General features: G+C 69.1%; 24 protein-coding genes. 17 read left to right on the top strand and 7 right to left on the bottom strand.

The window, feature by feature from the left end:
* The first annotated feature begins 15 nt into the window (after window positions 1-15).
* The 14 genes from IEY55_RS20950 to IEY55_RS20885 all read left to right on the top strand — a co-directional run bounded on the left by IEY55_RS20950 (window position 16) and on the right by IEY55_RS20885 (window position 14,429).
* Entirely contained in the window at window positions 16-513 is a 498-nt protein-coding gene (locus IEY55_RS20950; protein WP_229686603.1) for a hypothetical protein, read from the top strand.
* A 68-nt stretch (window positions 514-581) separates the two neighbouring features.
* A complete protein-coding gene (locus IEY55_RS20945; protein ID WP_189060221.1) occupies window positions 582-1,574 on the top strand; it encodes a DUF3558 domain-containing protein in 993 nt (330 codons plus the stop codon).
* A 29-nt stretch (window positions 1,575-1,603) separates the two neighbouring features.
* Window positions 1,604-2,701 carry a hypothetical protein gene (locus tag IEY55_RS20940; protein ID WP_189060220.1) on the top strand — a complete coding sequence of 366 codons (1,098 nt, stop codon included), beginning with the start codon at window positions 1,604-1,606 and terminating at the stop codon, window positions 2,699-2,701.
* A 29-nt stretch (window positions 2,702-2,730) separates the two neighbouring features.
* Window positions 2,731-3,381 carry a DUF3558 family protein gene (locus tag IEY55_RS20935; RefSeq protein WP_189060219.1) on the top strand — a complete coding sequence of 217 codons (651 nt, stop codon included), beginning with the start codon at window positions 2,731-2,733 and terminating at the stop codon, window positions 3,379-3,381.
* Between the two features lie 85 nt (window positions 3,382-3,466).
* Window positions 3,467-4,414 (top strand): hypothetical protein, encoded by a 948-nt coding sequence (locus IEY55_RS20930; protein ID WP_189060218.1) that lies wholly within the window; start codon window positions 3,467-3,469, stop codon window positions 4,412-4,414.
* A complete protein-coding gene (locus IEY55_RS20925; protein ID WP_189060217.1) occupies window positions 4,395-4,712 on the top strand; it encodes a hypothetical protein in 318 nt (105 codons plus the stop codon). The genes IEY55_RS20930 and IEY55_RS20925 overlap by 20 nt, the downstream gene beginning before the upstream one ends.
* Before the next feature lie 85 nt (window positions 4,713-4,797).
* Complete coding sequence (locus IEY55_RS20920; protein WP_189060216.1) at window positions 4,798-5,418, top strand: DUF8175 domain-containg protein; 621 nt, start codon at window positions 4,798-4,800, stop codon at window positions 5,416-5,418.
* A gap of 196 nt (window positions 5,419-5,614) precedes the next feature.
* Window positions 5,615-7,441: a proline-rich domain-containing protein gene (locus IEY55_RS20915; RefSeq protein WP_189060215.1), complete on the top strand. Its 1,827-nt coding sequence runs from the start codon at window positions 5,615-5,617 to the stop codon at window positions 7,439-7,441.
* A gap of 28 nt (window positions 7,442-7,469) precedes the next feature.
* Window positions 7,470-8,954 (top strand): SCO6880 family protein, encoded by a 1,485-nt coding sequence (locus tag IEY55_RS20910; RefSeq protein WP_189060214.1) that lies wholly within the window; start codon window positions 7,470-7,472, stop codon window positions 8,952-8,954.
* A 278-nt stretch (window positions 8,955-9,232) separates the two neighbouring features.
* A complete protein-coding gene (locus IEY55_RS20905) occupies window positions 9,233-10,597 on the top strand; it encodes a putative type IV secretion/conjugal transfer ATPase (RefSeq protein WP_189060213.1) in 1,365 nt (454 codons plus the stop codon).
* A complete protein-coding gene (locus IEY55_RS20900) occupies window positions 10,594-12,399 on the top strand; it encodes a type IV secretory system conjugative DNA transfer family protein (protein ID WP_189060212.1) in 1,806 nt (601 codons plus the stop codon). The genes IEY55_RS20905 and IEY55_RS20900 overlap by 4 nt, the downstream gene beginning before the upstream one ends.
* 28 nt (window positions 12,400-12,427) lie before the next feature.
* On the top strand, window positions 12,428-13,060 hold the full coding sequence (locus tag IEY55_RS20895; protein ID WP_189060211.1) for a hypothetical protein: 633 nt from the start codon (window positions 12,428-12,430) through the stop codon (window positions 13,058-13,060).
* The gene (locus IEY55_RS20890) at window positions 13,057-13,296 is read left to right on the top strand and encodes a hypothetical protein (protein WP_189060210.1); all 240 of its coding nucleotides are present in this window, start codon (window positions 13,057-13,059) and stop codon (window positions 13,294-13,296) included. Before IEY55_RS20895 ends, IEY55_RS20890 begins: the two co-directional genes overlap by 4 nt.
* A complete protein-coding gene (locus IEY55_RS20885; RefSeq protein ID WP_189060209.1) occupies window positions 13,296-14,429 on the top strand; it encodes a C40 family peptidase in 1,134 nt (377 codons plus the stop codon). The genes IEY55_RS20890 and IEY55_RS20885 overlap by 1 nt, the downstream gene beginning before the upstream one ends.
* 27 nt (window positions 14,430-14,456) lie before the next feature.
* Here IEY55_RS20885 and IEY55_RS20880 read toward each other — a convergent pair whose 3' ends face one another.
* The 3 genes from IEY55_RS20880 to mobF are packed head-to-tail and all read right to left on the bottom strand — an operon-like array spanning window position 14,457 to window position 19,158.
* Window positions 14,457-15,035: a hypothetical protein gene (locus IEY55_RS20880; RefSeq protein WP_189060208.1), complete on the bottom strand. Its 579-nt coding sequence runs from the start codon at window positions 15,033-15,035 to the stop codon at window positions 14,457-14,459.
* Window positions 15,022-15,312, bottom strand: a complete 291-nt coding sequence (locus tag IEY55_RS20875; RefSeq protein ID WP_189060207.1) for a hypothetical protein — start codon at window positions 15,310-15,312, stop codon at window positions 15,022-15,024. The genes IEY55_RS20880 and IEY55_RS20875 overlap by 14 nt, the downstream gene beginning before the upstream one ends.
* Before the next feature lie 15 nt (window positions 15,313-15,327).
* The gene (gene mobF / locus IEY55_RS20870; protein ID WP_189060206.1) at window positions 15,328-19,158 is read right to left on the bottom strand and encodes a MobF family relaxase; all 3,831 of its coding nucleotides are present in this window, start codon (window positions 19,156-19,158) and stop codon (window positions 15,328-15,330) included.
* Between the two features lie 157 nt (window positions 19,159-19,315).
* Between mobF and IEY55_RS20865 the strand changes: the two genes are divergently transcribed.
* On the top strand, window positions 19,316-19,537 hold the full coding sequence (locus tag IEY55_RS20865) for a helix-turn-helix domain-containing protein (protein ID WP_189060205.1): 222 nt from the start codon (window positions 19,316-19,318) through the stop codon (window positions 19,535-19,537).
* A 180-nt stretch (window positions 19,538-19,717) separates the two neighbouring features.
* Here the strand turns inward: IEY55_RS20865 and IEY55_RS20860 are convergent, their stop codons facing one another.
* Window positions 19,718-20,698 carry a hypothetical protein gene (locus IEY55_RS20860; RefSeq protein ID WP_189060204.1) on the bottom strand — a complete coding sequence of 327 codons (981 nt, stop codon included), beginning with the start codon at window positions 20,696-20,698 and terminating at the stop codon, window positions 19,718-19,720.
* Window positions 20,699-21,823: 1,125 nt separating this feature from the next.
* On the opposite strand from IEY55_RS20860, the gene IEY55_RS20855 reads away from it, so the two are divergent.
* Window positions 21,824-22,525, top strand: coding sequence for a hypothetical protein (locus IEY55_RS20855; RefSeq protein WP_189060203.1), 702 nt, complete (start codon window positions 21,824-21,826; stop codon window positions 22,523-22,525).
* 77 nt (window positions 22,526-22,602) lie between these two features.
* Here IEY55_RS20855 and IEY55_RS20850 read toward each other — a convergent pair whose 3' ends face one another.
* Window positions 22,603-22,743: a hypothetical protein gene (locus IEY55_RS20850; protein WP_189060202.1), complete on the bottom strand. Its 141-nt coding sequence runs from the start codon at window positions 22,741-22,743 to the stop codon at window positions 22,603-22,605.
* A gap of 67 nt (window positions 22,744-22,810) precedes the next feature.
* Here IEY55_RS20850 and IEY55_RS32595 point away from each other — a divergent pair, with 67 nt between their 5' ends.
* A complete protein-coding gene (locus IEY55_RS32595) occupies window positions 22,811-22,933 on the top strand; it encodes a hypothetical protein (RefSeq protein ID WP_268239339.1) in 123 nt (40 codons plus the stop codon).
* A gap of 84 nt (window positions 22,934-23,017) precedes the next feature.
* On the opposite strand, the gene IEY55_RS20845 is transcribed toward IEY55_RS32595, so the two are convergent.
* Both IEY55_RS20845 and IEY55_RS20840 read right to left on the bottom strand, forming a co-directional pair.
* Window positions 23,018-23,764: a class I SAM-dependent methyltransferase gene (locus IEY55_RS20845; protein ID WP_189060201.1), complete on the bottom strand. Its 747-nt coding sequence runs from the start codon at window positions 23,762-23,764 to the stop codon at window positions 23,018-23,020.
* Window positions 23,761-25,357: asparagine synthase-related protein (locus tag IEY55_RS20840; RefSeq protein ID WP_229686594.1), on the bottom strand; the 1,597-nt coding region annotated here is incomplete at its 5' end. The genes IEY55_RS20840 and IEY55_RS20845, both read right to left, overlap by 4 nt.

Below are 25,357 nucleotides of genomic sequence, written 5' to 3'. Positions count from 1 at the left end.
TCACAGGAGGAGGAAATGGTGAAGGGAACGTGGGTGCGGTGGGCGTGGCCCCCGGTGGTGGCCGGCGTGGTGGCGGTGGCGACGGTGGTCGTGCTGCGCCCACCACCGGAGCCCGACCGGGTTCCGGTCGAGGTCGGGGTGGAACGGGCGGTGGGCGGGGTGGCGGTGCCGCCGCCGGATCGGGACGGCCCAGTGGTGGAGGTGCCGGGTCGGGTCACCACGTCCCCGGGCTGCCTCGTCGTGCACACCCCGCGCGGGCAGCAGTTCCGCGCCGTGGGCCCGCGGGCGGCCGAGCTCGTGCGCTACCAGGCCTGGGCGTCGCCGGTGGCGGCGTATCCGGTGCGGGTGCGGGGCCAGGTGGTCGCCGAGACCACGGAACCAGCAGTGGCGGGTTGCCCGGGGCGGGCGTTGCGGGTGCTGGAGGTGTCCCCGGCCGTGGAGGTGCTGGCCGCCCTGGTGCTCGGCGGTGATGTCGGTGCGACCGGGGAGACCGAGTTCGGAGAGAAGGCATAGATCGCGCGCACGAGCGTGTGGCTGGCGGGGGTGTGCAACCGGCCCATCGCCTCAGTGAAGGGGGAACCATGAGGGGGTTTGGCGGGGTCTGGGGGCTTGTCGCCGTGGTGGCCGTGTTGGTGGTGGCCGGATGTGGTCGTACGACGCCCGGCACACCACTACCGGAGGGATCGCCCGAGCCACCGGGCGGGCAGCGGGCCGAGGCCGAGCACAGTGTGGTGGGCAATCTGCGCACGTTCGACCCGTGTGCGCTGGTGCCGCAGGAGAAGCTGGCCGAGCATGGCAGCCTCGATGTGCGGTTGGGGACCCAGTTCACGCAGTGCTGGGTCACGCTCAACGCCGCTGATCCGGGCTCGATCCGGGTCATGGTCGATGTGTATCCGGTGGTTACGTTGGAGGGTGCGCCGATCCAGGAGTGGCAGCAGCGGGGGAAGGCCCGCGTCGTCCAGAAAGGTACCCCCCAGCGCTGTGAAGCCGTGGCGGTGTGGGAGGCCGACAAGCTGGCGCTGCAGGTGCACACCGAGCCGGTCTCGCGGACGGCCACCCCGGGCCAGGACACGCTGTGCCAGCTGACCGAGACGGTGTTCGATCACGCACTGACCACACTGCAGGGCACCGAGAGCGCCCGCCTGGCGCAGCTGCGGTTCCCCGACAACTCCCTGATTCCGGTGGATCCGTGCCCACTGTTGAGCGAGTCGGATCTGCAGGCGCTGCCGGGGATCGACACGACGAAGAAGCGGTCGTTGCCCACGCGGCACCAGTGCCTGTGGGGCTCGGGAAACGGTAAGGACCCGTCGGTGTTCCTGACGTTTTTCCCCGGTCCGGGTGCGGGCGGGGACCAGGAGGCCACCGTGGGCGGGCGCCTGACGCGCATGGAGTCGTTTCCGGCCAACGAGAAGTTGGCGGCCTCCTGTTGGGTCACCACCGAGCATCGTCGCATCACCGACGACACCTGGGAGCTGGCGCGGATCTCGGTCTACAGCAACGACAAACCCGAGCGGCTCTGCGAGATCGGCACACAGCTGGCCGGCGTCGCGTGGCCGAAGCTGCCGCCCCGCTGACGTTCATTGCCGGTGATGGGGGAGGACACATGGTGAGACAGCATCTGCGTACGACCGCGGCGGGACTCAGCGCGCTGCTGCTGGCGACTGCCTGCAGCACGACCGAGCCCACGCCGGAGGCCAGGAGCACAGCGCCGGCGACCCATCCCGCGGACCGGTGGTTCGGTTCGGACTATGACCGAAGGCAGGCGGCCGCGTTTGTGGCGTTGCGGGCCCTGGACCCGTGTGCCCTGCACTCCCCGCAGGACCTGCAGCAGATCATGGGGATGACGCCGGATGAGCTGATGCCGGCCGGAGAGTTCGACGTCTGTCGGCTGCGGCTGCGCAACCGTGAGTTCGACCCGGGATGGGATGCCCGCATCAACGTGGCCGCGCGCTGGAGCGCCGGATCGGGGACCGAGACCGTCGGCGGACTGCAGGTGTCGGTGCAGGAGGACAACGCCCACAGTTGCACCGTCTCCCGTCCGCTGCCGCAGGCCCTGCTGCACGAGCTGGCCCCGCAGGCGGTCCCCGACACGAGCGGGAACCAGGCCCGCCACGCGATCAGCCTGACCGTAAGCTGGTCCACCCGCAGCGAGGCCCCACCGACGCCGCCCTGCCAGGTCACCCGCGACTACCTCACCGCGGTGGCCGATGCCTGGCGGCAGCCCCCGCGCCGCGACCAGCACCGCACCACGCCCGCGCTGCCGCTGGCGGGTGTGGATCCGTGCGCGGCCGCCCCAGAGCTTGCTGGGCTGCTGCCGGGATCCGTCAAGATGACCCCCCTCGAGCCCTACTCCTGCACGCTGCGCAAGCCACCCCCGGCCCCCTTGGACACCCCGTCGATCAGCGTGCGGCTGGCACTAAACGACGACCCGGTCGAACAGGCCCGCACCGCACGCGCGCAGGTCGGGTTGGGCCGACCGACCACCATCGCCGGCCGCCCCGGAACTCTGGGCGAGGGCAAGGGGCCCTTCGGCTCCTTCTGCCTGGCCCGGATCCGCTATGCCGACGACCCGCGCGTGCGGGTGGATGAGTCCCGGGAGGACACCCCGGTCAGCGTGCAGGTGGTGGAGGTGCGGGCGCCCGGCTGCGAGCAGGCCCAGAAGGCCGTCGAGGCCGTACTGGCCACGGCAGGTGTCCGATGACCGCCCACGACCGGCACAGGAGGTGCGCCATGCCCCGGTCTGCCCCGGATCTCGTGCGCTGGATTGCCGTGGCGGCCGCGGGTCTCGCGGTCGCGGCCTGCTCGTCCACCAGCGGCACGGCCCTGCCCGCACCGAGCAGCGGTAGCGCATCCGAGTCGGGCCCGGCCAGCCCGGCGCCCCTGCGACTCGGTGATCTCAACCCACCCCCCAAGGCGAGTGAGGTGGGTGCCCCGTTCGACCCGTGTGAGGTGGGCTGGGCGGCATTCCCCGAAACGGTACGTCCGGAGGAGGACCGGAAACCGACCCGGAAGGCACCCGGTCCCAAGGATCTGTTCAAAGTGGACTGCCGCTGGGACAACAGCGGCGCCATCGAGGCCACATTAGGGGACAAGCCCCAGATTAGCGGTCCCTCGACATACTTCATTGCGCACGTGGTGTGGGGCGACGAATACAGCACCGATCCGGCCGAGGTGGAGGGCTCCCAGCCGACCCAGATCGCCGGCAAACACGCCCTGCGGGTCCCACGGGAACCCACCCCCAACGGCGCCCGATGCGTGGTCTATCTCCAACTGGCCAAGGGCGTGGCCGCCGTCTCCATCCTCAACGGACGGTTCCCCAAGATCGAGGCGTGCGCGATCGCGCGCACCGTAGCTGAGGTGATCAGTAGGAAGACGAGCTAGTTCTCCGCGGTCGGTCGGGGCTCGGCCAGATGGTGTGTGTGCGCGTGATTGTGAGCCTGGTGGGTTGGGGAAGGGGGTGTTGAGCGTGAGCGACGTGTCCGGGATGAGGGGGGACGAGGAGCAGCCGGTGTTGTTGGGTGCGGTGGTGGCACGGGGCAGTCCGGGGCGTGCGCCGGGTGCTGCCGTTGCTCGGGATCTCGGTGTCGTGGCCGGGCCGCCGAAGCCGCTGCCCAAGGGCTGGCCGGTGAAGAGGGTCCTGCCGATGTGGCGGTGGCTGGGCACTCAGCGTGCCCCGGTGACGGTGGTGGTAGCCAGCGCGGGTGGGGGTGTGGGAACGAGCACGGTCGCGGGGCTGTTGGCGGAAACGTTCGCGGCCGGTTCTCCGGTTGGGACCACGGTGCTGGTGGACCAGTGCGGAACCCCGTGGGGGACGGTAAGTCGCCGGGTGCTGGGGCAGCGGGGCGGGTTGTCGGGTCAGCTGGCGGTCGCGCTGTTGCGTCAGGGGGAGTCTCCGCTGTGTGTGCTGCGGCGGGCTCCAGCCAGTTCGGCGGGTGCCGCCGTGGTGCTCGATTCCGGGGACGCGAGTCCGCTGCGGGAGATGCGTCGCTTGGTGCAGATGATGTGTGGGGGCTTGGTCGTGGATGCCGGTTGCCTGACGCCGTGGGTCATGCAGCGTCTCACGGATCCCGGTGCGGGATGGCCGGTGGTGCTGGTGGTCGGTCGTGCTGATGTCCCGGGTGCGGAGACCGTGTGTGCGGCGTTGGCCTGGATGCGCTCGTATCTCACGGTTCCGCCGGTGTTGGCGCTCGTGTCCACCACACCTGCCGACCGTGGCCAGATCGCGGCCGCACAGCGGCTCGTGAGCACCGTGGTGCCCACGGTGGTGCCGGTGCCGTTCGATGCCCGGTTGGCACACGGCCACGACATTCGGCTCGACCGGTTGTCCAAGGGCACGGTCGCAGCGCTCGCGCGTCTCCTCAGCGCAGTGCGTCAAAGGCAGGAGGGGGTCTCCGATGTGGCACACAGTCGTTGAGTTCGTCGCGCAGGCACCGTTTGTGGCCGAGCCACCAGACTTCTCCAACATCGGCCCGGACGACAGCGGCGTCCCCAAGTCGGGGGTGCTCTATGTCGCTGCCCGTGTGCTCCTGTTCTTCGGACTCGGAATTCTGTTCCTGGTCCTGGTCGGTGGGATCATTCTGTGGGCCGCCGGGCACATCTTCGAGGGTATTCACCTCACCCAGCGGGCGAAGACCTACATCACCCGAGCCGTGATCGGTGCGATTGCTTTGACCAGTATCGGTGGGATTTGGACGTGGCTGACCACGGTGTAGGTGAGGCGGGACGATGATGCGGAGCAAGACGGTCGGCTATACCCCTGCGGGTCCTACTCGCGGCCCACGTGTGGTGGCCTGGGCTGTGCTGGTTCTCGTTGTGCTAGGGCTCGGGATTGGTGCGTTTGTTCTCGGCCGAGCCACCAGCCCGGCGACTGCGCAGGGCGAGGGGCACGGGGAGGTCCCGTTGCATCGCGGGGTGCCGGTGGCGGTGCGTCATTCGGTGGCGGGGTCGGCCACGGCGGCCGTGAACTACCAGATTGCGGCGACACGGGTGAGTGTGGGGACGTTGGACGCGGGCGGGGCCGCCGAGGTTCTTCTCGGGGCGAATGCCAGCGAGGAGGTGCGGCGCACCCTGCAGCCTCCGACGGCGCCGTCGGAGGCGCTGAGACAGCAACGTTCCAGTTTTGCGCCGTTGTCGATCGTGGTGCAGTCCTATGACGGTCAACGGGCCGTGGTGCAGGTGTGGGGTGTGCTGGCGTCGAGTTCCCGGGTGGTGCCCACGCCGGCGGGGCGGGCGGGGTGGGGACGGACCACGGTGACCCTGGAGTGGCGGTCGAGCAGTTGGAAGGTGGTGGACCAGCAGTACCGGGAAGGCCCGTGGCCGGCGCGGCAGGGGGAACGATTCGACACGGCCGACGGGGAGTTTGTGTTCCGGTACGACGAGATTGTGGGGGGAGCGTGGGCGTATGTTCCGGAGCCGTGAGCACCCGGGGTGTGCACAACCCTCATTATCCCGGCGTCCGCTGTGGCAGCGGCTGTGGATTCTGCTGGTGCTCATCGGGTTTGTGGGGCTCTCCCAACCGGGTTGGGTGATGGCTGAGCCGAAGGATCTGAGCCAAGTTCCGGAGACGCTGCGACAGTATGTTCCAGGGACGGCGCAGTGGTTGACCTCGCCGTGGATGACCGAACCGACGTGCCGTGACCGGGGTGGGAACTGGTCGCTCTATGTCACGTACGTGATGCGGGATACCCCGGCGCTGCTGGAGTTTTTTCAGCCCGAGTTGGGTGGACCCAACACAGCACTGAAGGCCGCGATCCTGCAGGGCTATCGCGAGTTGCCGTCACGGCTCACGGTGCCCGCCGGCTACTGCGTGGATGACGTCAAGCAGTGGGCCGGGGCTGATGCCCAGGGCAAGCCGTTCGGTTTCCCCTGGGGCAACGACAGCGAGCATCGGACCTCGTATACCTGCAACGACAGTGGTGTGGGCGCCGAGCGCGCCCCGTGTAACGGCTTCTATCTGTCGTGCGCGGGCGCCTCCGATGGCCCCAGTAAGGCCCGCTGCCAGGTGTGGAACGATTTCAGTGACGAGTACGTCCGCCAGGTTAACGAGCTTCGCAGGAAGGCGATTCAAGAGAACCCCAGCAGTGGACAGGCGGACACCAGGACCCGTGTGAAGAGCCCGAGCGAGATCGCGCTTGATCTGGCGACCTGGGTGACCAAGCATGGCATGGAACAGGTCGTGGCGTTCGTGGTGGAAAACGTCACGAAACTCTGGTCCACGTTCCTCGAAATCGTGGTGAAGTATTCGTCGGCGAACATCGAGGGCAAGGGGTTCGCCAAGGTCTACAACCTGGTGGCCGGGGTTGCTCTCGCGCTGGCGTTTCTGGGCTGGATCGTGTCGGTGGCGTCTTCTTGGAAGGCGGGACGGCTGCAGTACACGCTCGTCGGTGGCCTGAAGGCCGTCGTGGGAGTGACCCTGGCTGGGGTGGGGGCGATCCTCATGATGTCACTGGCCGATGAATGCACGCGCCAGCTCGCCGCGGTAGCCGGAGATTTGGCCTCCCAGGCGGACTGGACGACAAGCCTGGCCAAGGCCAACCCGTTGGTCGCGGTCATTGTCGGCGCGTTGATGGCGCTCTTCCTGATTTTCGCCATCGTGTTCTTGATCGCGATTGGTCCGCTGGTGTTGGTATGGGCCCTGTTTGGGTCGTTCGCCGCCGCCGGGCAGGTCCATGCCGCCAGCGCGCATTGGCTGGCGCGCTGGGCGGGGCGGCTGACGGCGCTGTGCTGGGCGAAGTTCTTCATGGTCGCCACGCTGATGTTGTCGGTCGCGCTGCTGATGCCCCTGGATGCCGGGGAGTCTGCGATGCGGCAAATCGTCGACGTCGTGCAGGGCTTGGTGCTCGGGGTGATGTTCGTGTTGAGCCCGTGGCTGTTGTGGGAGTTGGTTGACTTCGTGTCGGACCGCATCGGCGGCGGGGGCGCCTCCGGCGGCCCTGCGAGCACCGCGGCGGCCGCACGCACCAGTGGGGCCGCCAGCGCGGCCGGGGCCGCGCTGGGGGGTGTCGGCAGCGCCGTCGCCGGTGCGGTCGGCACGATGATGAGTAACGCTGCGGACGTTGCGCGCCGCGGATTCGGGCGTGACGACGGCGACAGCGGTGGGGGATCGGGGACGCCGACGCCGACCCAGCCGGAGAACCAGACCGGCGGCTCCTTCGGCACGACCGGGAACTCGCCCACCAAGCCCTCCTCCGCGCAGGGTGGCACGCCGAGTGGAGCGAACCAGCCGCCGGCCGGTCCGCCCGGGCAGAGCAGCGGATCCGGGACGGCGGCCGGGGCTCCGCGTCCACCGGCCAACCGGGGCCGCGTGGTCGCCTCCAGCCCCAATCCGCCGACCCCCAAACGGGGTGGCGGCGCCCCGAGTGGGAGTGGCCCGACCAGCGGTACGAGTGGGGGACCCGCCGGCGGCGGTGGCTCGCCCCCCACCATTCCGCCTCCTCCGTGACCGACGGGAAACGACGGGAGTGTCCGTGATGGAGCGTCACTACAGGTTTCCCCCACGCCGGACCTCCGGCGTGGTCGGCAAGCTGAGCATTACGCAGATGCTCGTCATCGTGGCCGCGATCGCGTTGCCGTGGCTGGGGGTGCAGTCCGGATCGCTTGCGTTGTTCGTGTTCCTGCTGGTGGCCGGTGGCGGCCTGATTTTCGTGGCATTCGTCCGCGTGGGCGGCCGTTACCTCACCGAGTGGCTGGGCCCGGTGGTCGGGGTGGTTGTGGACCGGCTGCGCGGCACGGCGGTGTATCGGGGTGCGGTGTTCGGTCCCTCAAGCTTGGCGCACCGGATGGATCTGCCCGGCGATTTGGCCAGCCTGCGCATGATCGCGGCGGTGGCCACCGACGGGCAGCAGCGGATCGGCTTGGTCGTGGACGAGGGGACGAAGGTGGTCACGGCCGCGCTGCTGACCGAGGGCACCCCGGTGGTGTTGGAGGAGACTGCGGAGCAAGAATCCCGCCTGAATGAGTGGGAAGCGGTGATGGAGTCCACCTGCGACCAGGACGCGGCCATCACCCGCTGGCAGTTGCTGTTCCGGTCGATGCCGGATGCCACCAACACGGCGCAGGCCTACTACCTGGACCGGGCAGTCCAGCGTGAGGAACTGCCCGCCCGGGCGCTGTATGAGCTAGTCTCCCGCGCCGCTCCCAGCGCGCAACGCCACGAAGTGTTCTTGGTCGTCGCGTTCGACCTGCAGGCACTCGCGGCGGAGATCAAGGCCTCCGGTGGGGATGACACTGCGATCGGTGTGGTGGTCATGGAACGCCTGCTCGAGCTGGAGCGGCAGATCAGCGAGGCACGGATTCCGGTCCGAGGGTGGCTCACCCCCGGCCAGTACGCCGCGGTCCTGCATAGTCAGTTCGACCCCGACAGCTTGCCGCTGTATGACATGCAATCCAGCGCCCAGCATGAACTTGACCTGCGGGTGGCGGGGCCGTCGGCCACCGAACGGCAGTGGACGTTGTTCCGACACGACTCGGCCGTGTCCTCCACGCTGTGGGTGCATGAGCTTCCCCGGCGACCGGTGAAGAGCAACTGGTTGGCGCCGCTGCTGCAGCAGTCGGATGTGCGCCGGTCGATCAGTCTGGTGGTGCAGCCCTTGCCCCCGCATCGGGCCGAGCGCAGCGTGAGTAATCAAGCCTTGGCGGCGGCGGGCAACATCCACATGCGCCAGTCGCACGGTCTGCTGGTGGACGCGCGCACCCAGAAAGAATTGGCTGCCGCGCAACAGCTGGACGACGAGCTCGCCGAGGGTGCGGGCTACTTCCGGTACTCGATGTTCGTCACCGTCACCGCACCGGATGCCCACGCCCTGCGTCGCAGTGTCGCGGCGGTACGCCGCCGGCTGACCCGGGTGCGCTGTTCGTCCATGGTGCTCTTCGGCGAGCAGGATCAGGGGTTTTTCGCCGGGGCCCTGCCGCTGGCGCGGGGCTTGGCCCCGATGCGGGGGGTGACCGGCTCGTGACCCCGCCGCCACCGTCGCACCCCCATCGGGCATCGTTGCGCCCGGTGCCCACGCCGCCGGGCGGGCACCCGGTGACACAGCCTGCCCCGGCTACTGATCGCCGCACCTGGCGCGACCAAGTGCGCGCACGGGCCGCCCGCCGTGACGAGGCTCGCGCTGAGCAAGCGCGGCGGCGTTTTGAACGGGCCCAACAGGTGCGGCAGTGGCGGGAGGAACAGGGGCCGCGCCGGGATCGCAAGGGTGCGTTCGGAAAGGCAACCGGGCGGTTAAGCCGTCTTATGCGGCTGCCGGCCCACACGGCCAGCAGCGGTGTCCTCAAGACCTGGTACCCCTGGATCATGGATCCCGGGCTCGGAGTCCCCGGAATCTACATTGGCGTGGACTTGTTCAGCCGCGCCTCGTTCCTATTCGACCCCTGGGAGCTGTATCGGGCGGGCACGATCACCAGCCCCAACGGCCTGATCATCGGCGAGATTGGCTCCGGCAAGTCGTCGCTGATGAAAACCCAGATGATTCGCTTCAATGCGGTTGGGATCCCCTGGTCCTGGGTCGACATCAAGGACGAGTACACCCACATCGCCCGCCAGTTGGGGGTGGAGCCGCTGCGGCTGGGCCCCGGCCTGGGGGTCCGACTCAACCCGCTGGCTCCTATCGCACAGCACCCCGACCAAAGCGACGCCGAGTGGCGGGCCAGCACCAAGGCACGGCGGATGTCGCTGCTGGAGGGACTGGTGGAGGTCCGGCTCGGCCGCCGGCTGACCATGACCGAGCGCACCAGCCTGGAACTGGCGCTGGACACCTGCACCGGACAGCTGCCGGGCTTGGCCCGCCAGGACCTGGCCCCGGCCTCCCTACCGGGCGTGCTGGCCCACATGACCCGTGTGGACGCCTGGGGTGAGGACCTGTCCCGGATGGGTATCAACGCCGACCAGCTGCTCGATGAGTCCCGCGATGCGCGGCTGGTGCTGCACAACCTCGTCCACGGGGCTCTGGCCGGCATGTTCGACGCTCAGGAGTCCACCACCCGATATTTGGATTTCCACGCGCCGGGCACCGTGGTGAACCTGCACGCGGTCCGCGCCGACCAAGCCGTCACCGTCATGGCGATGGTGTGCGCCCAGAGCGCCATGGAAGCCGAGCTCATGCGTCCGGGGGCCGCGGTGCGGCTCATCGGCTACGACGAAGCCTGGCTGGGCATGCGCCATGTCCCCTTGCTGCGGCGCTATCAGGAGCAGTGGAAATTGTCGCGGATGTACGGGGTCTGCAATCAGATCGCGTTTCACCGCCTGACCGATCTGGACGCGGTCGGGAATGCCGGCAGCGAGGCCGCACGGCTGGCCCGGGGCCTGTTGGAAGACACCGGGTTCTCGATCGCCTACCGGCAAACCGACGCCGCACTACCGGTGACGAAGGACCTGATGGGGCTCACCGATGTCCAAGCCCAGCTGTTGAAGTTCCTCCGCAAGGGTTCGGGAATGTGGCGGTTGGGTGGCCGCACGTTCGTGGTGCAGCACATTCTGTCCTCCCTGGAGGAGCCGCTGGTGCAGACCGACTCGCGGATGCGGGCGCAGCGCGGTGTCGACGACATTCCCGATGAGGAGTGGGAGGCCCTGCTCGACGACGCGTTGGGGGTGAGTGCGTGAAGACCCTGGACCGGCGCCATCAGCGGGTGGTGCGCGCGGGCCTGCGCGGGGAGATGGCGGCAGGTGTTCTGCTGGGTGCCCTGTTGGTGATCGGCGTGGTGACGGCGGTGGCGGGGCAACTGGCGGCCTGGGTGACCGGGTTCGGCTGGCCGTCGTGGAGCGGGATCGGGATCAACCTCTCGGCCCCGGTCATCGGGGTCTATGCCCATGCCGACGACCCGATGCGAGGCTGGCCGGGCCTGGCCGACACGCGGCCGGGGCCGGTGGCCTATTGGTTGGTCTACGGGCTCCTTATGGGTGTGGTGGCCGTGCTGGCCGTCGTGGTGGGCATCGGGGTCGCGCGGCGCCGGCCGCGGCCTGGCTTCGCGACCCGACAGGAGGTGGAGCAGCGGCTCGGGGCGACCGCGCTGGTGCGGCAGGCCGCACGGCTACGCCCCCAGCTGGTGACGGTCACGCCGCGCCCCGCGCCGGAGCAGATCGGCACCTACCTGGGACGGGACGTGCACACCGGGGTCCAGTGCTACTCCTCGATCCGGCAGTCCCGTTACGTGCTGGGGCCCTCAGAGTCGGGCAAAACCAGCTGTGTGGTCATCCCGGAAGCCCTTGACCATGACGGCCCGTTGCTGGCCCCCTCCAGCAGGCCGGACGTGATCGCCGCGACGTGGAAGGCACGTGCCGAACGAGGCCGGGTGCTGCTGTTCGACCCCTTGGACCTCGCGCCGGGGCTGCCGCCGCTGCGCTGGGACCCCGTGCGGGCCTGCACGGATCCGGTCGTGGCGATCCGCCGCGCCCAAACACTGATGTCCAGTGTGGACATGAGTGCGGTCAGCAACGGCGACACCTGGAAACGGCAAGCGCAAACGGTGTTGCGCAACCTGTTGCACGCCGCCGCCGTCGAGGGCCAGGACATCCGCACGGTCCTGCGCTGGACCTATGAGCCGACCGACCACGCCCCGATCGAGGTCCTGACACGCTCACGACGATCCCCCAACTCCGAGGCGTGGGCGGATGCGCAACGCCGTGTGGCCGAGGCGCCCGAGCGGCAACGGTCCGGGGTGTACATGGGTGTGGAAGCCGCGATGAGCATGTTCAACCATCCTGCGGTGCTGCGGGCCTGCCTGCCCCGCCTCGGCGAGCACTTCGATCCGGCCTCGCTGCTGGTCGGCCACGACACCGTCTACATGCTCACCCGCAAAGACGAGGCACTCGGTGTCGCCGATCTGCTTGCCGCACTGATGGAGGACGTGGTCTTGGCCGCGCAGGCGCACAGCCAGCGTCAGCTGAACACCCGGTTGGATCCGCCGCTGCGGATCCTCGCCGACGAGGCCGCCAACACCACCACCTACCAGGGACTGCCCGGGTTGCTCTCCGAGGGCGGCGGACTGGGCATTACCACCACTGTGGTGGTGCAGGACCTTGCCCAAGCCATCACCCGGTGGGGACTGCACCACGCGAAGAGCATGTGGGGTGCGGCCAGCGTCAACGTCGTGCTGCCGGGCATCTCCGGTGAGGAGCTTCGGGAAATCGCCTCCTACGCCGGTGACTACGACGAAGAGGTCCTCTCCTTGACCCGTGGTGCGGGGGGCATGACCGAACAGCGCAGCATCCGCACCCGGCCAGCGCTGACACCAGCGGAAGTGCGGGCCCTGCGCCCGCAGCACGCCCTGGTCGTGGCCGCAGGGGGACTGCGCCCGGTCCTGACCAAGATGACGCCCTACTACCAGCGTGGGGATGCCGGCCAGTCCGCAGCGTCGGAACGGGAGTTCTTCACCGCGCTCAGCGAGAGCAGACAGGTGCGATAAACGAGATCTGGGGGAGGAGACCGTGGCAATGAGCTCGGCATCACCGAGCGAACCGGCGTCGCTTGACGAGCGCGTGGATGCCGCGCTGGACACGCTGAATCAGTGCACGACAGCGCTGGAAGCGCTGGCCGGCCGACTGGAGAAAGTCGAGAAAGCACTCCAGCGTACCCAGGCGACACAGGAGCACCCACGCCTGTACCGGTTCGAGGAATACCAGGCCAGCGACGCCGAGAGCCTGGCCCAGGCACACGCCGCAATCGCGCAGCGCTGGACGCGGCTGGCCGCGTGGGTCGCCTGGTTCGTGCGCACCTACCGGTTGGCCGGACTGATCCCGGCCTGCTGGCCTGTGCATCCGCTCCTTGTGGAGGAACTCAAGGCGTTTCGCGTTGCCTGGGTCCGGGCCTGGCTGGACCCGCAGGCTCCTCCTACGGCGCCCGTGGCGTTCTCCGAGCAGGTCCACCGGTTTCGGGAGCGCCTGCGGGACCCGAACTGGGGCACCCCGCGGTGTGCGGTGGGCGAGAGCCACACCGCCGAGGAGGTAGACAAGACGTTCCAGCACTGGGCCTCCCAGCAGGCCGGGGCCACCACGTTCGCGCTCGCGGTCCACGCCGCACAACAGCTCGTCCACGTCCACGTTGACACCGGCCAGGAGCAGTCATGACCTGGACCACGGTGCGACTGGACGAACTACGTCGCCGCAGCAGCCGGCTATCCGTCCGGCTGGCCTCCACCCCCGCACCGCCCCCGGCGGCCTCAACTCTGGACGTGGAGGCGCTCGCGGCCGGACGCATCGCGGCCGCCGAGTACGAGGGGACCCAGCGGGGATATGCGGCCGGCTACGAGCACGCCCACCGGCACGATCCCCACCTGGCCCCGGAGTGGGACCTGGAGTGCTGATGCGGGCCAAACTGATGCTGGCGCTTCTGGGTCCACTCGCCCTCATGGGCGCCATCCTGCTGCTGGCCGTCCTCGCCGTCGTCACCGAGGAACACGCCACCGCCGCGGGCATAGCGGGGGTGGCCTGCACACCCGGTGACGTGCCGAACGGGGTCCCGGGGCTCACCCCGACGCAGCTGGGCTATGCCGCCACGATCGTGCAGGTCGGCAAAAGCAAGGGCGTGCCCGTGAAGGGCCTCGTCGTCGCGATCGCCGCGGCGCTGCAGGAATCCGGGCTGCACAACTATGCCAACGACGGGTCGAACGTGCCCGCCGACAAGGTCGCGATGATCCGCCAATCCCTGACTTACCCACACGACAAGGTCGGCCGTGACCACGACTCGGTGGGCCTGTTCCAACAACGCCCCCTGGCCGGGTGGGGCAGTGTCCAGGACTTGATGAACCCCCGTTTCGCTGCGGCCGCCTTCTTCGGCGGTTCCGACAAACCCTCGGCACCCCGCGGTCTGCTCGATGTCCCGAACTGGGAAGGCATGTCGGTGGCCCACGCCGCGCAGGCCGTGCAAGTCTCGGCGTTTCCCGACGCCTATGCCCGCCATGAGCAACGGGCGTTCCAGATCGTCGGCGCCGTGGACGGGGTGACCTGCACGGGCAGCCGTGGTGCCCAGCGGGTCTCGCTTCCGGCTAACCCGAAGGCCGAGACGGTCATCAATGCGGCGTTGTCCCAGCTGGGCGTGCCGTATGCCTGGGGCGGCGGCAACGCCCACGGCCCCACCCGGGGCATCCGGGACCGTGGTGTCGCCGACGCGCACGGTGACTACACCAAAGTCGGCTTCGACTGCAGCGGCCTGGCAGGCTACGCCTACGCCCAGATCGGGGTGACCCTGCCCCGCACCACGCAGGCCATGTGGGACGCGCTGCAGCCGGCGATTACCACCATCGCAGACATCCAGCCCGGCGACCTGGTCATGCTGGGTACTCCCGGCAACGTGCACCACGTCGGCATCTATCTGGGAGACAACCGGATCGTCGAAGCTCCCCGCTCCGGAGGCGTCGTGCACGTGCGGGACAATGTCTGGGCACCCGACAGCAATTACGCCACCGAGTTCATCGGGGCCCTACGGCCCGGCGTCTGACATCACCGGCAGCCCCACTCCGGTGCTTTAGTGGATGCGCTGGTTGACACGCCATCGGCCGTCAGGTCCGCGGAGGACGGACACCGTGGCAGAGGTGGGTTCGTCGGGGTGGGGTTCGCCCGCGGTACAGGTGGTGGTGATGATGCCGGACACCTGGACGTAGACCCCGGTGTCCCCACGGGGTGCTTCGGGAGGGATGACACCCGTGGCTTTCTCCACCCTGGTGCGGCAGCGGCGGCGGACAAACTCCTCCCAGTGCGCGCCCCGGGTGCCCCCTCGAGCCTGTTCGTTCTCGGCGGCGAAGGCCCCGGTTACGTAGGGACGGGTCCGGTCGATCCAGACCGCAGGACCGGGATCGGTCCAGTCACGGGTGCGGTAGGCCAGGAGCCAGCGTCGCGCGGTCTCCACCGGCTCGGTCACCGGGGCCTGCGGCGTCGGACGCACTGGCGTTGTGTGAGGAGCCGGGACATCCAGGGAGCGGGAGAAGCGGGGCTGTGTGGTGGTCGGTGCGACCAACTCCGTGCCGCCGGTGGGGTCGTCGCACCCAGCGCACAGCACAGCGACGAGACCCACCAGCACGGCGGGAAGCGGCTCAGAACGGGGCATCCGCGTCGGGCCCCTCATGCTCGATCTCGAACGCGTACTGCCGGTGAGAGTCCTCCTCAGCGAGTTCCCGCGCGTCGACCTCGAGAAGAACCGCCCGTTCCTCGGGTGAGCGGCGCACCACGTCGCCGTCTTCGAGCTTCCAATCGATGGGGTTGTAGGCGACGCCGCCCACCACGAGAGCGTCCCCCAACACGTCGCGGTGGAAGTCAAAGTCGTCCTCGCCTATGGCGGGATCGACCCCCTCCTGACTCGGTAACCACCAGGGTTGCTCGCTCATCGCTGCGCTTTCCTCCTATGGCTCCGGCCCTAGGTCATGACCGATGTTGCGCTCCTCGTTATAGGGCCCCTCCACGACATCGTGGACGGTTTCCGGCTGGTTTTCCGTGCCATTCCCGGGGCGCTCGGGCCCGGAGGCCGGGGCGGCGCGCTGCGACAACGCCGCGAGCCGGTCCTGGAGACCGCGAGCCCGCTGAATGGTCGGATCGTGGAACGTGAGGCCGGCCGCGGTGAGGAAACGCTCCACCCACTGGCGGGCGGGGGCCTGCGGGCCGCGCACCTCGGTGGGGCCCAACAGCGTGGGGTCGCTCTCAGGGATGCCCCAGCGTTCCCGGTAGGCCGCAATCTGGCCGGCACATCGTAACCAGGTGGTGCGCTGCACCGGGTCCTCGGGCACGGTCCCGAGCGACGCTGCCCAGGCAGGCAATTCCTCGGCGACCCGATCAGCCAGCGCGCGTACGCGATGGGCGAGGACCTCCGCCTTGGTGCGCAACCAGTCCCGCAGCTCAGCATGCTTGGCATCGGGCACCGGGTCACCGGACTCGGGCGCGGTCGGCACCCACCCGGGCAGCCCCTCGGGTCGGTCGCCGCCCGGCGCGACCGGAAGCTCGACCAGCTCGGTGATGCGCCAATGCATCACCTGCGCCACGCTGTGGGCAGTGGCCAGTTCCCCCCGCGCCGCCTGCTGTGCCAGCAGGTCCCGCGGGTCCACCCCGACCCCGTCGGCTTGATGCAGCACCGCGGCCAGGGCCGGCCACGCCTTGTCAGCAAGGATGTCGTTGGCCCATTGGGGTATCCCGTCGCGCACCCACCTCGCCGCGGCGGCCGCATCCTGCTCACCCCGGTACACCTGCAACGCGTGCTCGTACTGCGCCACCGCGGTGTCGAGGCGGAACGGGGCGTCAAGGGCGTCGCGCAACTCCTCGGTCGCGCTGCGCTCCCTTCCGTCGCGATGCAGGATCGTGGCCAGGGCCTGTTCCTCGGCGGTGTGGTTGCGGTAGCGGTAGAACAGGTCACCGGGCAACGTCTCGGGCTCGTCCAGGCCGAACAGCTGGTCGGTCTCGAGGTAGCCGTAGTTGGCGTCGGTGCCACGGGACAGCGCGACCACGGCGCTCTCGCGGGTGGTGTGGGGGGACAGGTGGGCGCGGCTGATCTCCACGGTGAGGCCCTGGGAGCGGTAAATCGTGGCGGCGTAGCCGAGTTCCACCCAGTCCGCGACGTAGTCCGCCGGGAGCGTGACGCGGCCGCCGTGACGAACGTGGCGGACCCGCAGCCGCCCGTCACGGTACCGCTTTTCCACCTCCCACAAATCGCCGTTCTTGACGTAGTCACGCGCGCCGAGCACCGGCAGCCGGCGCCGATTAAGACGCGTGACGATGCGGTCACCCACACCCGCCGTCGTGCCGTCATGCAGCGTCACACCGCGGCTCTCGGCCAGACCTTCGGCCCGTCGGGCGAACTGCGCCCGGGTCGACAGCTCGCGCACCGTGTCGTTGGTGTCACTCACCATGATGGAAATCCGGCCGGCTGTCTGGTCGGCATGCCAGTCGGTGTAGAGCTGGTCCAGCAGCGCCGCACGGACACCGCCTCGCAGCCGGCCGTGAGCGGCGTACCACCGCACCGCCGTCGGGTCCCCGACCCGGAATTTCAACAGCGTCTCTGCTTCGGTGGGGTCGGTGAACCGGCGCACCTCGGTCAGCTCAACCCCGCCGGTCTCGTGATGAATCAGCCGCAGGGCACCACCGGCCTCCACCGCGGTGAGCTGCCGATGGTCACCGACCAGCCGCATCACCGCACCGCGTTCTTCGGCAAGAGCGCGCACCTGGTCGAGCATGCGGGTACCGGCCATGCCCGCCTCATCCACCAGCAGCATGTCGCCGGCCTGCACATCGACGTCGTGCCCGGACCGCCATGCCACACCAAGGCTGTGCAGGGTGTCGGCGGGCACACCCAGCTCGTCACCGAGCACGGAGGCGGCCGCAGCGGAGGGGGCCAGTCCGATCACCCGGCCGCCGGTGGATTCCCACGCGGCACGCACCGCCCGCATGGCGGTGCTCTTACCGGTGCCGGGTGGTCCGATCCCGACCGCGAGGGCGCGACCGGAACCGACGAAGTGGTGCACGAGGTGCCGCTGACCGGGGTTGAGGGTCTTCGTGGCTTTCCGCTCCTGGCGCTCCAGTCGAGCGATCGCGGCGTCGATGCTGGCCGCCGGGACCGCAGGGCCGCGTCGGCGCTGGGAGTCGGTGAGCAGCCGCTGTTCGGCGTCCAGCAGCGCGTGTGAGGTGTAGCGGTCGGCGCCACGACGCCGATAGAGCGATTCACCTGTGGACCGCTGCAACAGGGTGGGAACGTCCTCGAGGTCGACGTCGAGGCGGATCGACTCCGCCTGCAACGCTCGGGTCACGATCGCCTCGACCAGCTGGTCCCGCTCGTCCGATGAGGCCACCTGTACGCCGCGTACTTGTCGCTCCGCCTCGGCGCGCACGTGGTAGACCGCCCACGTGGACCGGTGCTCCGACACCGCGTCGACGACCTTCGCGGCGACCTGGTGGACGTTGACCTGGTTGGCGCTTGGGCCGCTCGGCGCCCGCCCTAAGACCGCCCGGATCATCGCACCGATCTCGACCCCGGGCAGCAACTCGCCCGCCCGTGAAAGCCACCGGTCAACCTGCTCGGCGAGGGTGTAGTGCCTTCCCTTGGCGGGGCGTTCCTCCACACATGCTTGCTGGGCAAGCTTGAGCTGCACCGTGCGCGGCGGGGTGTAGCCGTGTCGGCGCACATACTCGGTGACCAACTGCTCATACCCGGCTTCGATTTGCGTGCGCCGCTGCGAGAAGCCCAGAATCAGTTCCTCGGGGATGCCCGCGATTTCCCGGACGGGCTGCTTCGACGGCCCCTTGCTCCGCTCGGTCCACCGCGCCCCAAGCTGTCGGGTCACGATGTCTTCCAGGCGCGCGTTGTACCGCTCGCTCATGCTCACCGCGATGCGATGCATCTGGCGGGAGTCCAACGTGCGCCACTTCCCGTCCGCGGCCAGCACCCGATTCGAAATGGCCACGTGCGTGTGCAAGTTCGGATCACCGGCGCGGCTATCCCGGTGCGTAAACGCCGTTGCCACGAAGCCGGACGTCTCCACCTGGGCCACCCCGCCGGCGCCGACGCGGGTGAAGGCGCCTTCCTTCTCACCGTAGGCCAGGGCATCACGCCAGGCTGCCTCGTGTGCGGCCTCCACGGCTTGGCGGACTTGGTGTCCGCCGAGTGCCCACAGCACGCTGACCGACTTCACCGGTGTGAACACACAGTCGAAACCCGCGACGGGCTGGCGGGCCCTGCCCAACACGTTGGTGATGTAGGCGCGGATCTCACTCTTGGTCCAGTTTCGCTGCGGGTCCACGGTCATGAGCAGGCTGTAAGCCGTTTGCTCCTTGATCGTGCGTCGTTCCTCGATCGTCGGGCGCCGCTGATGCGCCTGGGCGAATCGTGTGTAAGCGTCGGCCAGCTGTCGCACCAGCGGAATGTGCTTGTCGTAGATGACGAAGCGGCGCCCAAGCCGGACCGCGTTGATCGCGTCAGCGATATCGGTGCCCGCAGCCACCGCCGCGGCGATCATGTTGTCCGCATCGGGGTGCAACCCTTCACCAAACAGGGCCTGCATCTGTGCCTCGGACACCTCGCCGGAGACGTCCAGATCAGCGCACCCCGAGCCTACCCACTGCCCCGGTGGGGCACCGGTGGAGTGGTAGTAGGCAATCAACGGGTCCTTGGCGTTGCGCTTCACATCGCCGGACGCCACTTGCCGGGTGAGGTAGGTGTAGCCGTCACCGGCGTGCAACACATGCAGCGTCATCACCGGCCATCACCCCCAGCCTGGCCGCGCACGACCGTCCGCACACTGATAGTGCCAGAGGTGTGATGCGCTTTGGCGGGGGAGCGTGGGAGGCTCGACCGGTATGGCGAGGTCAGCGGGGGTTCGGGAGGATGCGAAAAGCGGGAAGGGGCAGCCCATGCTGGGGCGGTTGGTGCGGTGGATCGCCGGGGTAGGCACCGGCCTACGACCGGGCCCCTGGATAGATGGCCTGACCACTGAGGAGATCGCGCACCGGGCGGGGATTCCGCCCCGTGTCGCCCGGCGTCGCCTGGAGGATCTGCGGCGCGTGGGCTGGGTCGTCTACTGCGGACGGCGGTGGTACCAGCACCACGGCACGCCACCCGTCCACTCCTGGTAAGCCTTTGCCCTGGTCCTGTCCCGCTCCGGTCGACTCGTCAGCGCGGCGGGCGGCGGGGGCGCCGGGGATCGGCTGTCAGGGACTGCCGGGCAGTCGGGCAAAGCGTGGGGAATCGGTGGCGGGCACGAAAAAGGGCCCCCAGTTCAGAATGAACCGGGGGCCTTGGTGGCGGGGTGGCCGCTACGCAGCGCGTGGTGGTGCGGCGGCGTCATCGGTGGGGCCGTCGTCTAGCTTGCGGCAGTCCACACACAGGCCGTCGCGTACCTGCCGGAGGTCGCCACAGGTCACGCACCCGGCGGGGGCGGCCGACGGGGCGGGCTCGGTCGGGGTGTCGTCCTGGGTGGTGGCAGGCAGGGGGTGGGCCTGCACCCATGCGGCGATGAGGTCGCGGTGGGCCCGGTGGCCGGCGCGCTGCCATTCCCGGCGCAGGATCGCGTGGGCGGCGTTGCCGGTGTGGGCGGCGATGTGGGCGCACCGGGCGGCGACCGCGTCGGCCAGGGTGTGACCGGGTGGCAGTTCGGGGATGCCGGGGCGGCCACGCTCCCGACAGTCGTGGCACAGTCCGTCGTCACCGTGGCCGGCACGGGCGCGACGGGCGTGCACGTCGGCACGGGAGCGTTCCAGCCAACAGGCCACGCACGGCAGCCCGCGCACGTCCGGGACAGCGGCCTTGTCGTAGTCCAGGGCGTAACCGATGGGGCGCTCGGCGCGTGCCGGGGCGTCGTCCACGCCCGCCCGGGAGTCGAAATACTCGGTGGCGGTGCGGGGTTCCTCGCGCTGGATCCGGCGGGCGCGGCGGCGAGTGGGGTCGGTCCAGGTGCGGTGGTCGCGCGGGGCGCGGTAGTTGTGGCGGCCGTAGCGGTTCGGGCGGGCGGGCTGGATGTCGGGGCGGTAGACACCGGGGTCGGTGTCGGGCACGCACGCGGCGATCAGGTCGCGGTGGTTGGGGTGGTCGCGCCATGCTTGGCGCAGGCGGGGCAGGGCGGACGGGAAGGGGTAACGCTCCAGGGTGGCCACGCAGCGGGCCAGGATGGCCAGCGTCTCGGGGTTGACGGTGTCCAGCAGGGTACGGGCGCGGCGGCGGGCGGCGGCCAGGTCCCCAGCCTTGACCAGGGCAGCCAGTTCGGTGATCTCGTCAGAAATCGCCACAGAATGCGACATAAGAAAAGTCTCCACTGTTGGTTTTGCAGATCCCGGGCTTGGCGTTCCCGGTGTTTCTGATGCTCTTATCATAGCCTGTCGGCCGGAATTTACACAACTTCCAGAGGGGCTGTCACCCGAATTTACTAGTCGATTGTTTGGGTCATTTCGTCACCCTCCCGTCAGGTTGCGGTGACCCTCCGCTGAGGGGCGGAGAAGGGGGGCGGCGCGCCGACTGGGGGCAGGGGCTCGCCCCCTGCCCCTTAATGACCCCTGCAAGGGCCGCAGAGGCTCCAGATCCAAGGGTTCTGGCCTGTTCCGGCCGGGTGGACTGCGGGGCGCGGAACAGAAAGCGTCGGGCGGGAACCGCCGGCCGCAGTTCACCTGGGCGGATTGGGGCCAGGTTCCTTGGATCTGGAGGGGCGGCCCGGACACAATGCGCCGCCCCCCTTTGGAGTCCCGGGCGTCAGATTGGGCACCTGCTGGACACCACGCCTTTTTCACCCCGCACAGAGGTGACATTCCCCGTCCGCGCAATTGTCGAATAAGGTGATTGCCACCCTTTCTCCTCCCTGTGCGTCGATAATTGTGCCGCGACGGTGAGACCAAGGGAGTGAATCTTCGGAGCGTGCGGGGAAGAGTGTGGGCAGTGCCTGGTGCGGGGCGGCCGCGGCAGAAGACCCTGGGGGCATGAGGGGGTTCGCACTGTGCGGTCGTCACGCCGCGCTGTCCGGTCGTGTTCGCCGTTACCGGCCGGTCCCGGCGCCCTGGCGGGCTAGCCCGGCCACCCGGGGCGCGCGGCATCGCGGGGTGACTGTCCCACGGAGTCGATCGCCGTTACACTGGCCCCTGCGTCGGGTTCCGGCTTGCTTGGTGCCTGCAGATCCCTGGCGCGCGTGTCGCGCAGTTCTTGGCGGAGCCGCCCGTGAGGGTGGTGAGCCCTTCGGGGCTTGCTGCGCATGGCACACCGGGCGTGTCCGGCTTCGGCGGGGCACGCCTTTGCCATCTCCGCGGCCCCTCCTCCTGCCGCGTGTCGGGGCAACGCCCCAGGGCACCGAGAGGTCTCGGGTGTCGTGGTGTGCCGCGGCGGGGTTTCCGCCCGCGAAAGCGACCCCCTTGTGGTGCTGCCCGGGTTAGCGTGGCGTCATGGGGGATCATGCGATGGGGATCGGTCAGGACCAGGACGGTGCGGCCACGCCGACGACAACCTCGCACACGGGTCGGCGGAGGCGCCGGGCTCCCAAGGTGGTCCGGCAGCTGGAGCGGGCGCGGGAGCGCAACGCCCGGCAACTGGCCGAACAGCGCCAGCGGGAGCAGCGCGTCGAACAGGCACTCGGCGCGTTCATCGCGGCCGGGGAGCAGATCGAGGCCGTCGAACAGCGGCTGCAGGAGAAAGTCCGCGAGCACGAGACCAAGGTGAGTCGGCTGCGGGAGGCCGCCGAGCAGAAGGTCAGCGGGGCGCGGGTCGCCCGGGCCCGCGCCGCCCTGGCTATTCACGAGGCAGGTCGCACGGTGGAGCAGGTGGCCGACCTGCTGGAGGTCAGCCAGCGGGAGGCGCGGCGGCTGATCGCCGTCGGCCGCCAGGCTCCGGGCGAGGCCCTCACTCCCGTGCCGCCGACCGGCCAGCGCGGCAGTGCTCCGCCTCCGCGCACGGCCACGGCGACGCCCCCGAGGGGGCCGGCCGGGACGGGCGGCCCGAGTCCGACGCCCCCGGAGAACACCGCCGGAACGTCACGCCACCAGGGCGAGGCGGGCACGCCGTCTCCGCCGCACCGCTCGGGCCCACGCCCCGTTCCCGCCACGGACGCGGACGGTGACACGGGTGGGTCCACGGTGGGCGGTGCTTGAGAGGCGACCGTCTAGCACCACGGCCTGAGCCACCAGGGAGAGCGCGACCCGGTGATGCGGCGCGGTGCGCCCGACGGTCACCGGTGATCCTCGTCGACGGTCACGCCGGCTGCGGCACCGGTGAAGCCGTCGTGTTCACGCCGACGACGCGCCGCCTCCTCCCGCAGTCGGCGGGCGACCACGGTCGGGTCACGCAGCGCGTCGCGGAAGAAACGCACCGCCTCGTGCCAGGCATCCCGGCACAGCAGGCACTCCCGGGCGCGACGGCCGTGGTCGGTGAACTCGATGAAGGTGCGGGCGCCGGAGCAGGCCCCGCAGTGGGCACGCCAGAACCGGCAGGCCGGGCTCTCGGCGTACCAGCCCCCGCTGGCGCACGAGGGGCAGCCGCAGCGGGCGCCGGCGGCGTAGACAGCGGCGGGTGGCGGCGTGGGGGCAGTTCTGTTGACTGCCCTCGTCTTGTATCAACGATCAGTCGATGCCATGTCCGGAGGTTCACGTGGACGTAGTGAGTGCGGTGTAGCGCGCTGCGACGAGCGCTCCCGGCCCGCGAAGCTCCTGGTCATCACGCGGGTTCGACATCGAGAGGATCTCGAAGCCCCTTCCGCCGAGGAGGAGGTCCATCTCCCGAGGGAAGATCACCCGGCGGCAAAGGTGGTCGCTCTCGCAACGGCCGTCGGTGAACCTCCAGGTCCGATGCGTCGTCGAGATCTGTTTGCGGAGGTTCCACTCTGTACTGACGGTGACCTCCGCCCGGATGCCGCCGTGCTCGACATCGGACGTGCGTGGTGGGCTTGCGGGCACCGCACTGATCAGCGTTTCGATGACCAGCAGTGTCCCTGGGTGGGCGTGCGCGGCGAAGGTGCTCACGGCGGCCTGCAGGTCGTTCAGGCTGTGCAGGTACGCCATTGAGTTCCCCAGACAGAGCAGCACGTCGACGGTGTGGCCGAGGCGGAAGTTCCGCATGTCGCCGAGCCGCACGTCGAGGTGGGGGCGGCGTTCGTGGGCGTGGTTGACCATCGCGGGGTTCAGATCCACACCTGTCCCGTCGAAGCGGCGGCTCACCTGGTCGAGGTCGCGCCCCGTGCCGCAGCCGAAGTCCACAAGGGTGCGGGCTCCGGGCGGACCATGCTGGTCGATGAGCTCCACGCATCGATCGACCACCGCGTGGTCGTCCGTGCGCATTCGGTCGTACAGCTCAGGATCGCGGTAGGCGATGTTGGACGATGCCAAGCCTGTCACTGATGGCCCTCCAAGAGGCTGCGTAGCCCGGTTTCGAGGACGAGTGTGTCGCAGAGCAGCGACGGAACCTCCTTGGCTCCCTGCGCCTGTCGGAACGCCGAGGTAAGAGCATCCGGGTCGACGTAACCGCAGTCGACGAGAACGGAATCATCAAGCATGGTCCGAAGTAGTGGTAGCCCGCAGCGACGGAGACCGAGTTGAAGGAGGTCGTGGAAGTGCTCCGGCCGGGACGGGGCCACGTCGCTCTCGGTGCTCCCTGCCCGTCGGAGGCGTTCCCTCAACAGTGCCTTGTTGCGCCGCCACACGACGGGGAGCTGTTCGGCGAATCTGCTGGTGGTGGGGTCGGCGAGGGGGGCCACCGGCCAGATTCCGGCCTGCAGGTATGGCGGGTTGCGGACGATGAATGCCATCAGGGCTGGGAGCGGGACTGGTGGCACCGGGGCCAGGTTGACGTCGACTTCTTCCAGCGCTTCCTTGGCCTGCTGGGTGAGCCACGGCACGTCAGCCTGCGTTGCCGCTAGCGCCGCTGGCACGTCTGGTGAAAGTGCCATGAGTTCGTCGCCACCGTGCCCGGTGAAGAGGAGACGAACGTGATGGGCTGAGGCCGCTTCGCGGAGAACGTCGAACGCTTCCCGATAGTAGGCGCCAGCAGGATCATGGGGGATGCCACGCGCCCGCACTCCAGCCGGCGAGAAGGGCGGGTGATGGCTCGCCGTAACGGTTGTGTCCAGCGTTCCAATTGTCTGAACGAACCGGTCTCGGCGGCTCCGCTGCTGCTCACCCACATCACCAGGCATGATCAGCCCGTAGCTTCGCACCTGCTGTGGGAAGAGCCTTGCCACGGACAACGCCACGTTGGCGGAGTCAACTCCGCCGGACAGTTCGACACCAATCTCGGTCGGTTCGCATCGATACCGGCTTACCTTCTCTGTGAGGAGATGGTCGAACTCTTTGATCGGGTCGACGCCCTGTCTCAGCTTGCGGGGCTGCATGACATGGGCAGCAGGCTTCGGGTACTCGATGGAGAATCGTTCAGGAGTTGCTGACGCTGTCGCCCGCTCGGTGAGGCGGTAGACGTCGCGAAAGAGCGTATCCGTCGAGTAGCGATGTTGGCGGGTGAGAGCCCGGACGGTTACACGGTCGCGAAGCCGATCAGCGCTGAGAAGGTGCCTGAGATCGGGAAGGTTCCATGAACCTTCAAGGATTTTCCCGGCCGGTGCCAGGTAGAGCGGGGCAGTACCGAAGCGGCCGGCACGAACTCGCGCGCTTTGGTCTTGCATCTCGATGACGGTGTAGTCGCCTGGCCACGTCTCCAGCTCGGCCAAGAGTGCGTCGAGTACAGCGGGGTGGGTGAAGATCAGGAACCTTGGATCAAGCGGTGCTCGATCTAAAACCCGTTCGCGGGCGATGGCGCAGACGCGGGTGGAGTCAGCGACCACAGCGAAGTCGAGTGCAGGGTTCGCCAGCGGTGTGATCCAACTGTTCTTGAAGACCCAACGGCTCCGGTGAGGGACCCAACACTCGAGCTTGCCTCGAAATTCGAGTTCATCCAGCGATAAGCGAAACGAGAACATTGAACCCGCCTCCTGCGGT

Origin of the sequence: Longimycelium tulufanense, from assembly GCF_014645795.1 — a bacterium.
Taxonomy (GTDB): domain Bacteria; phylum Actinomycetota; class Actinomycetes; order Mycobacteriales; family Pseudonocardiaceae; genus Longimycelium; species Longimycelium tulufanense.
This window is presented reverse-complemented; position numbering and strand designations above follow the sequence as displayed.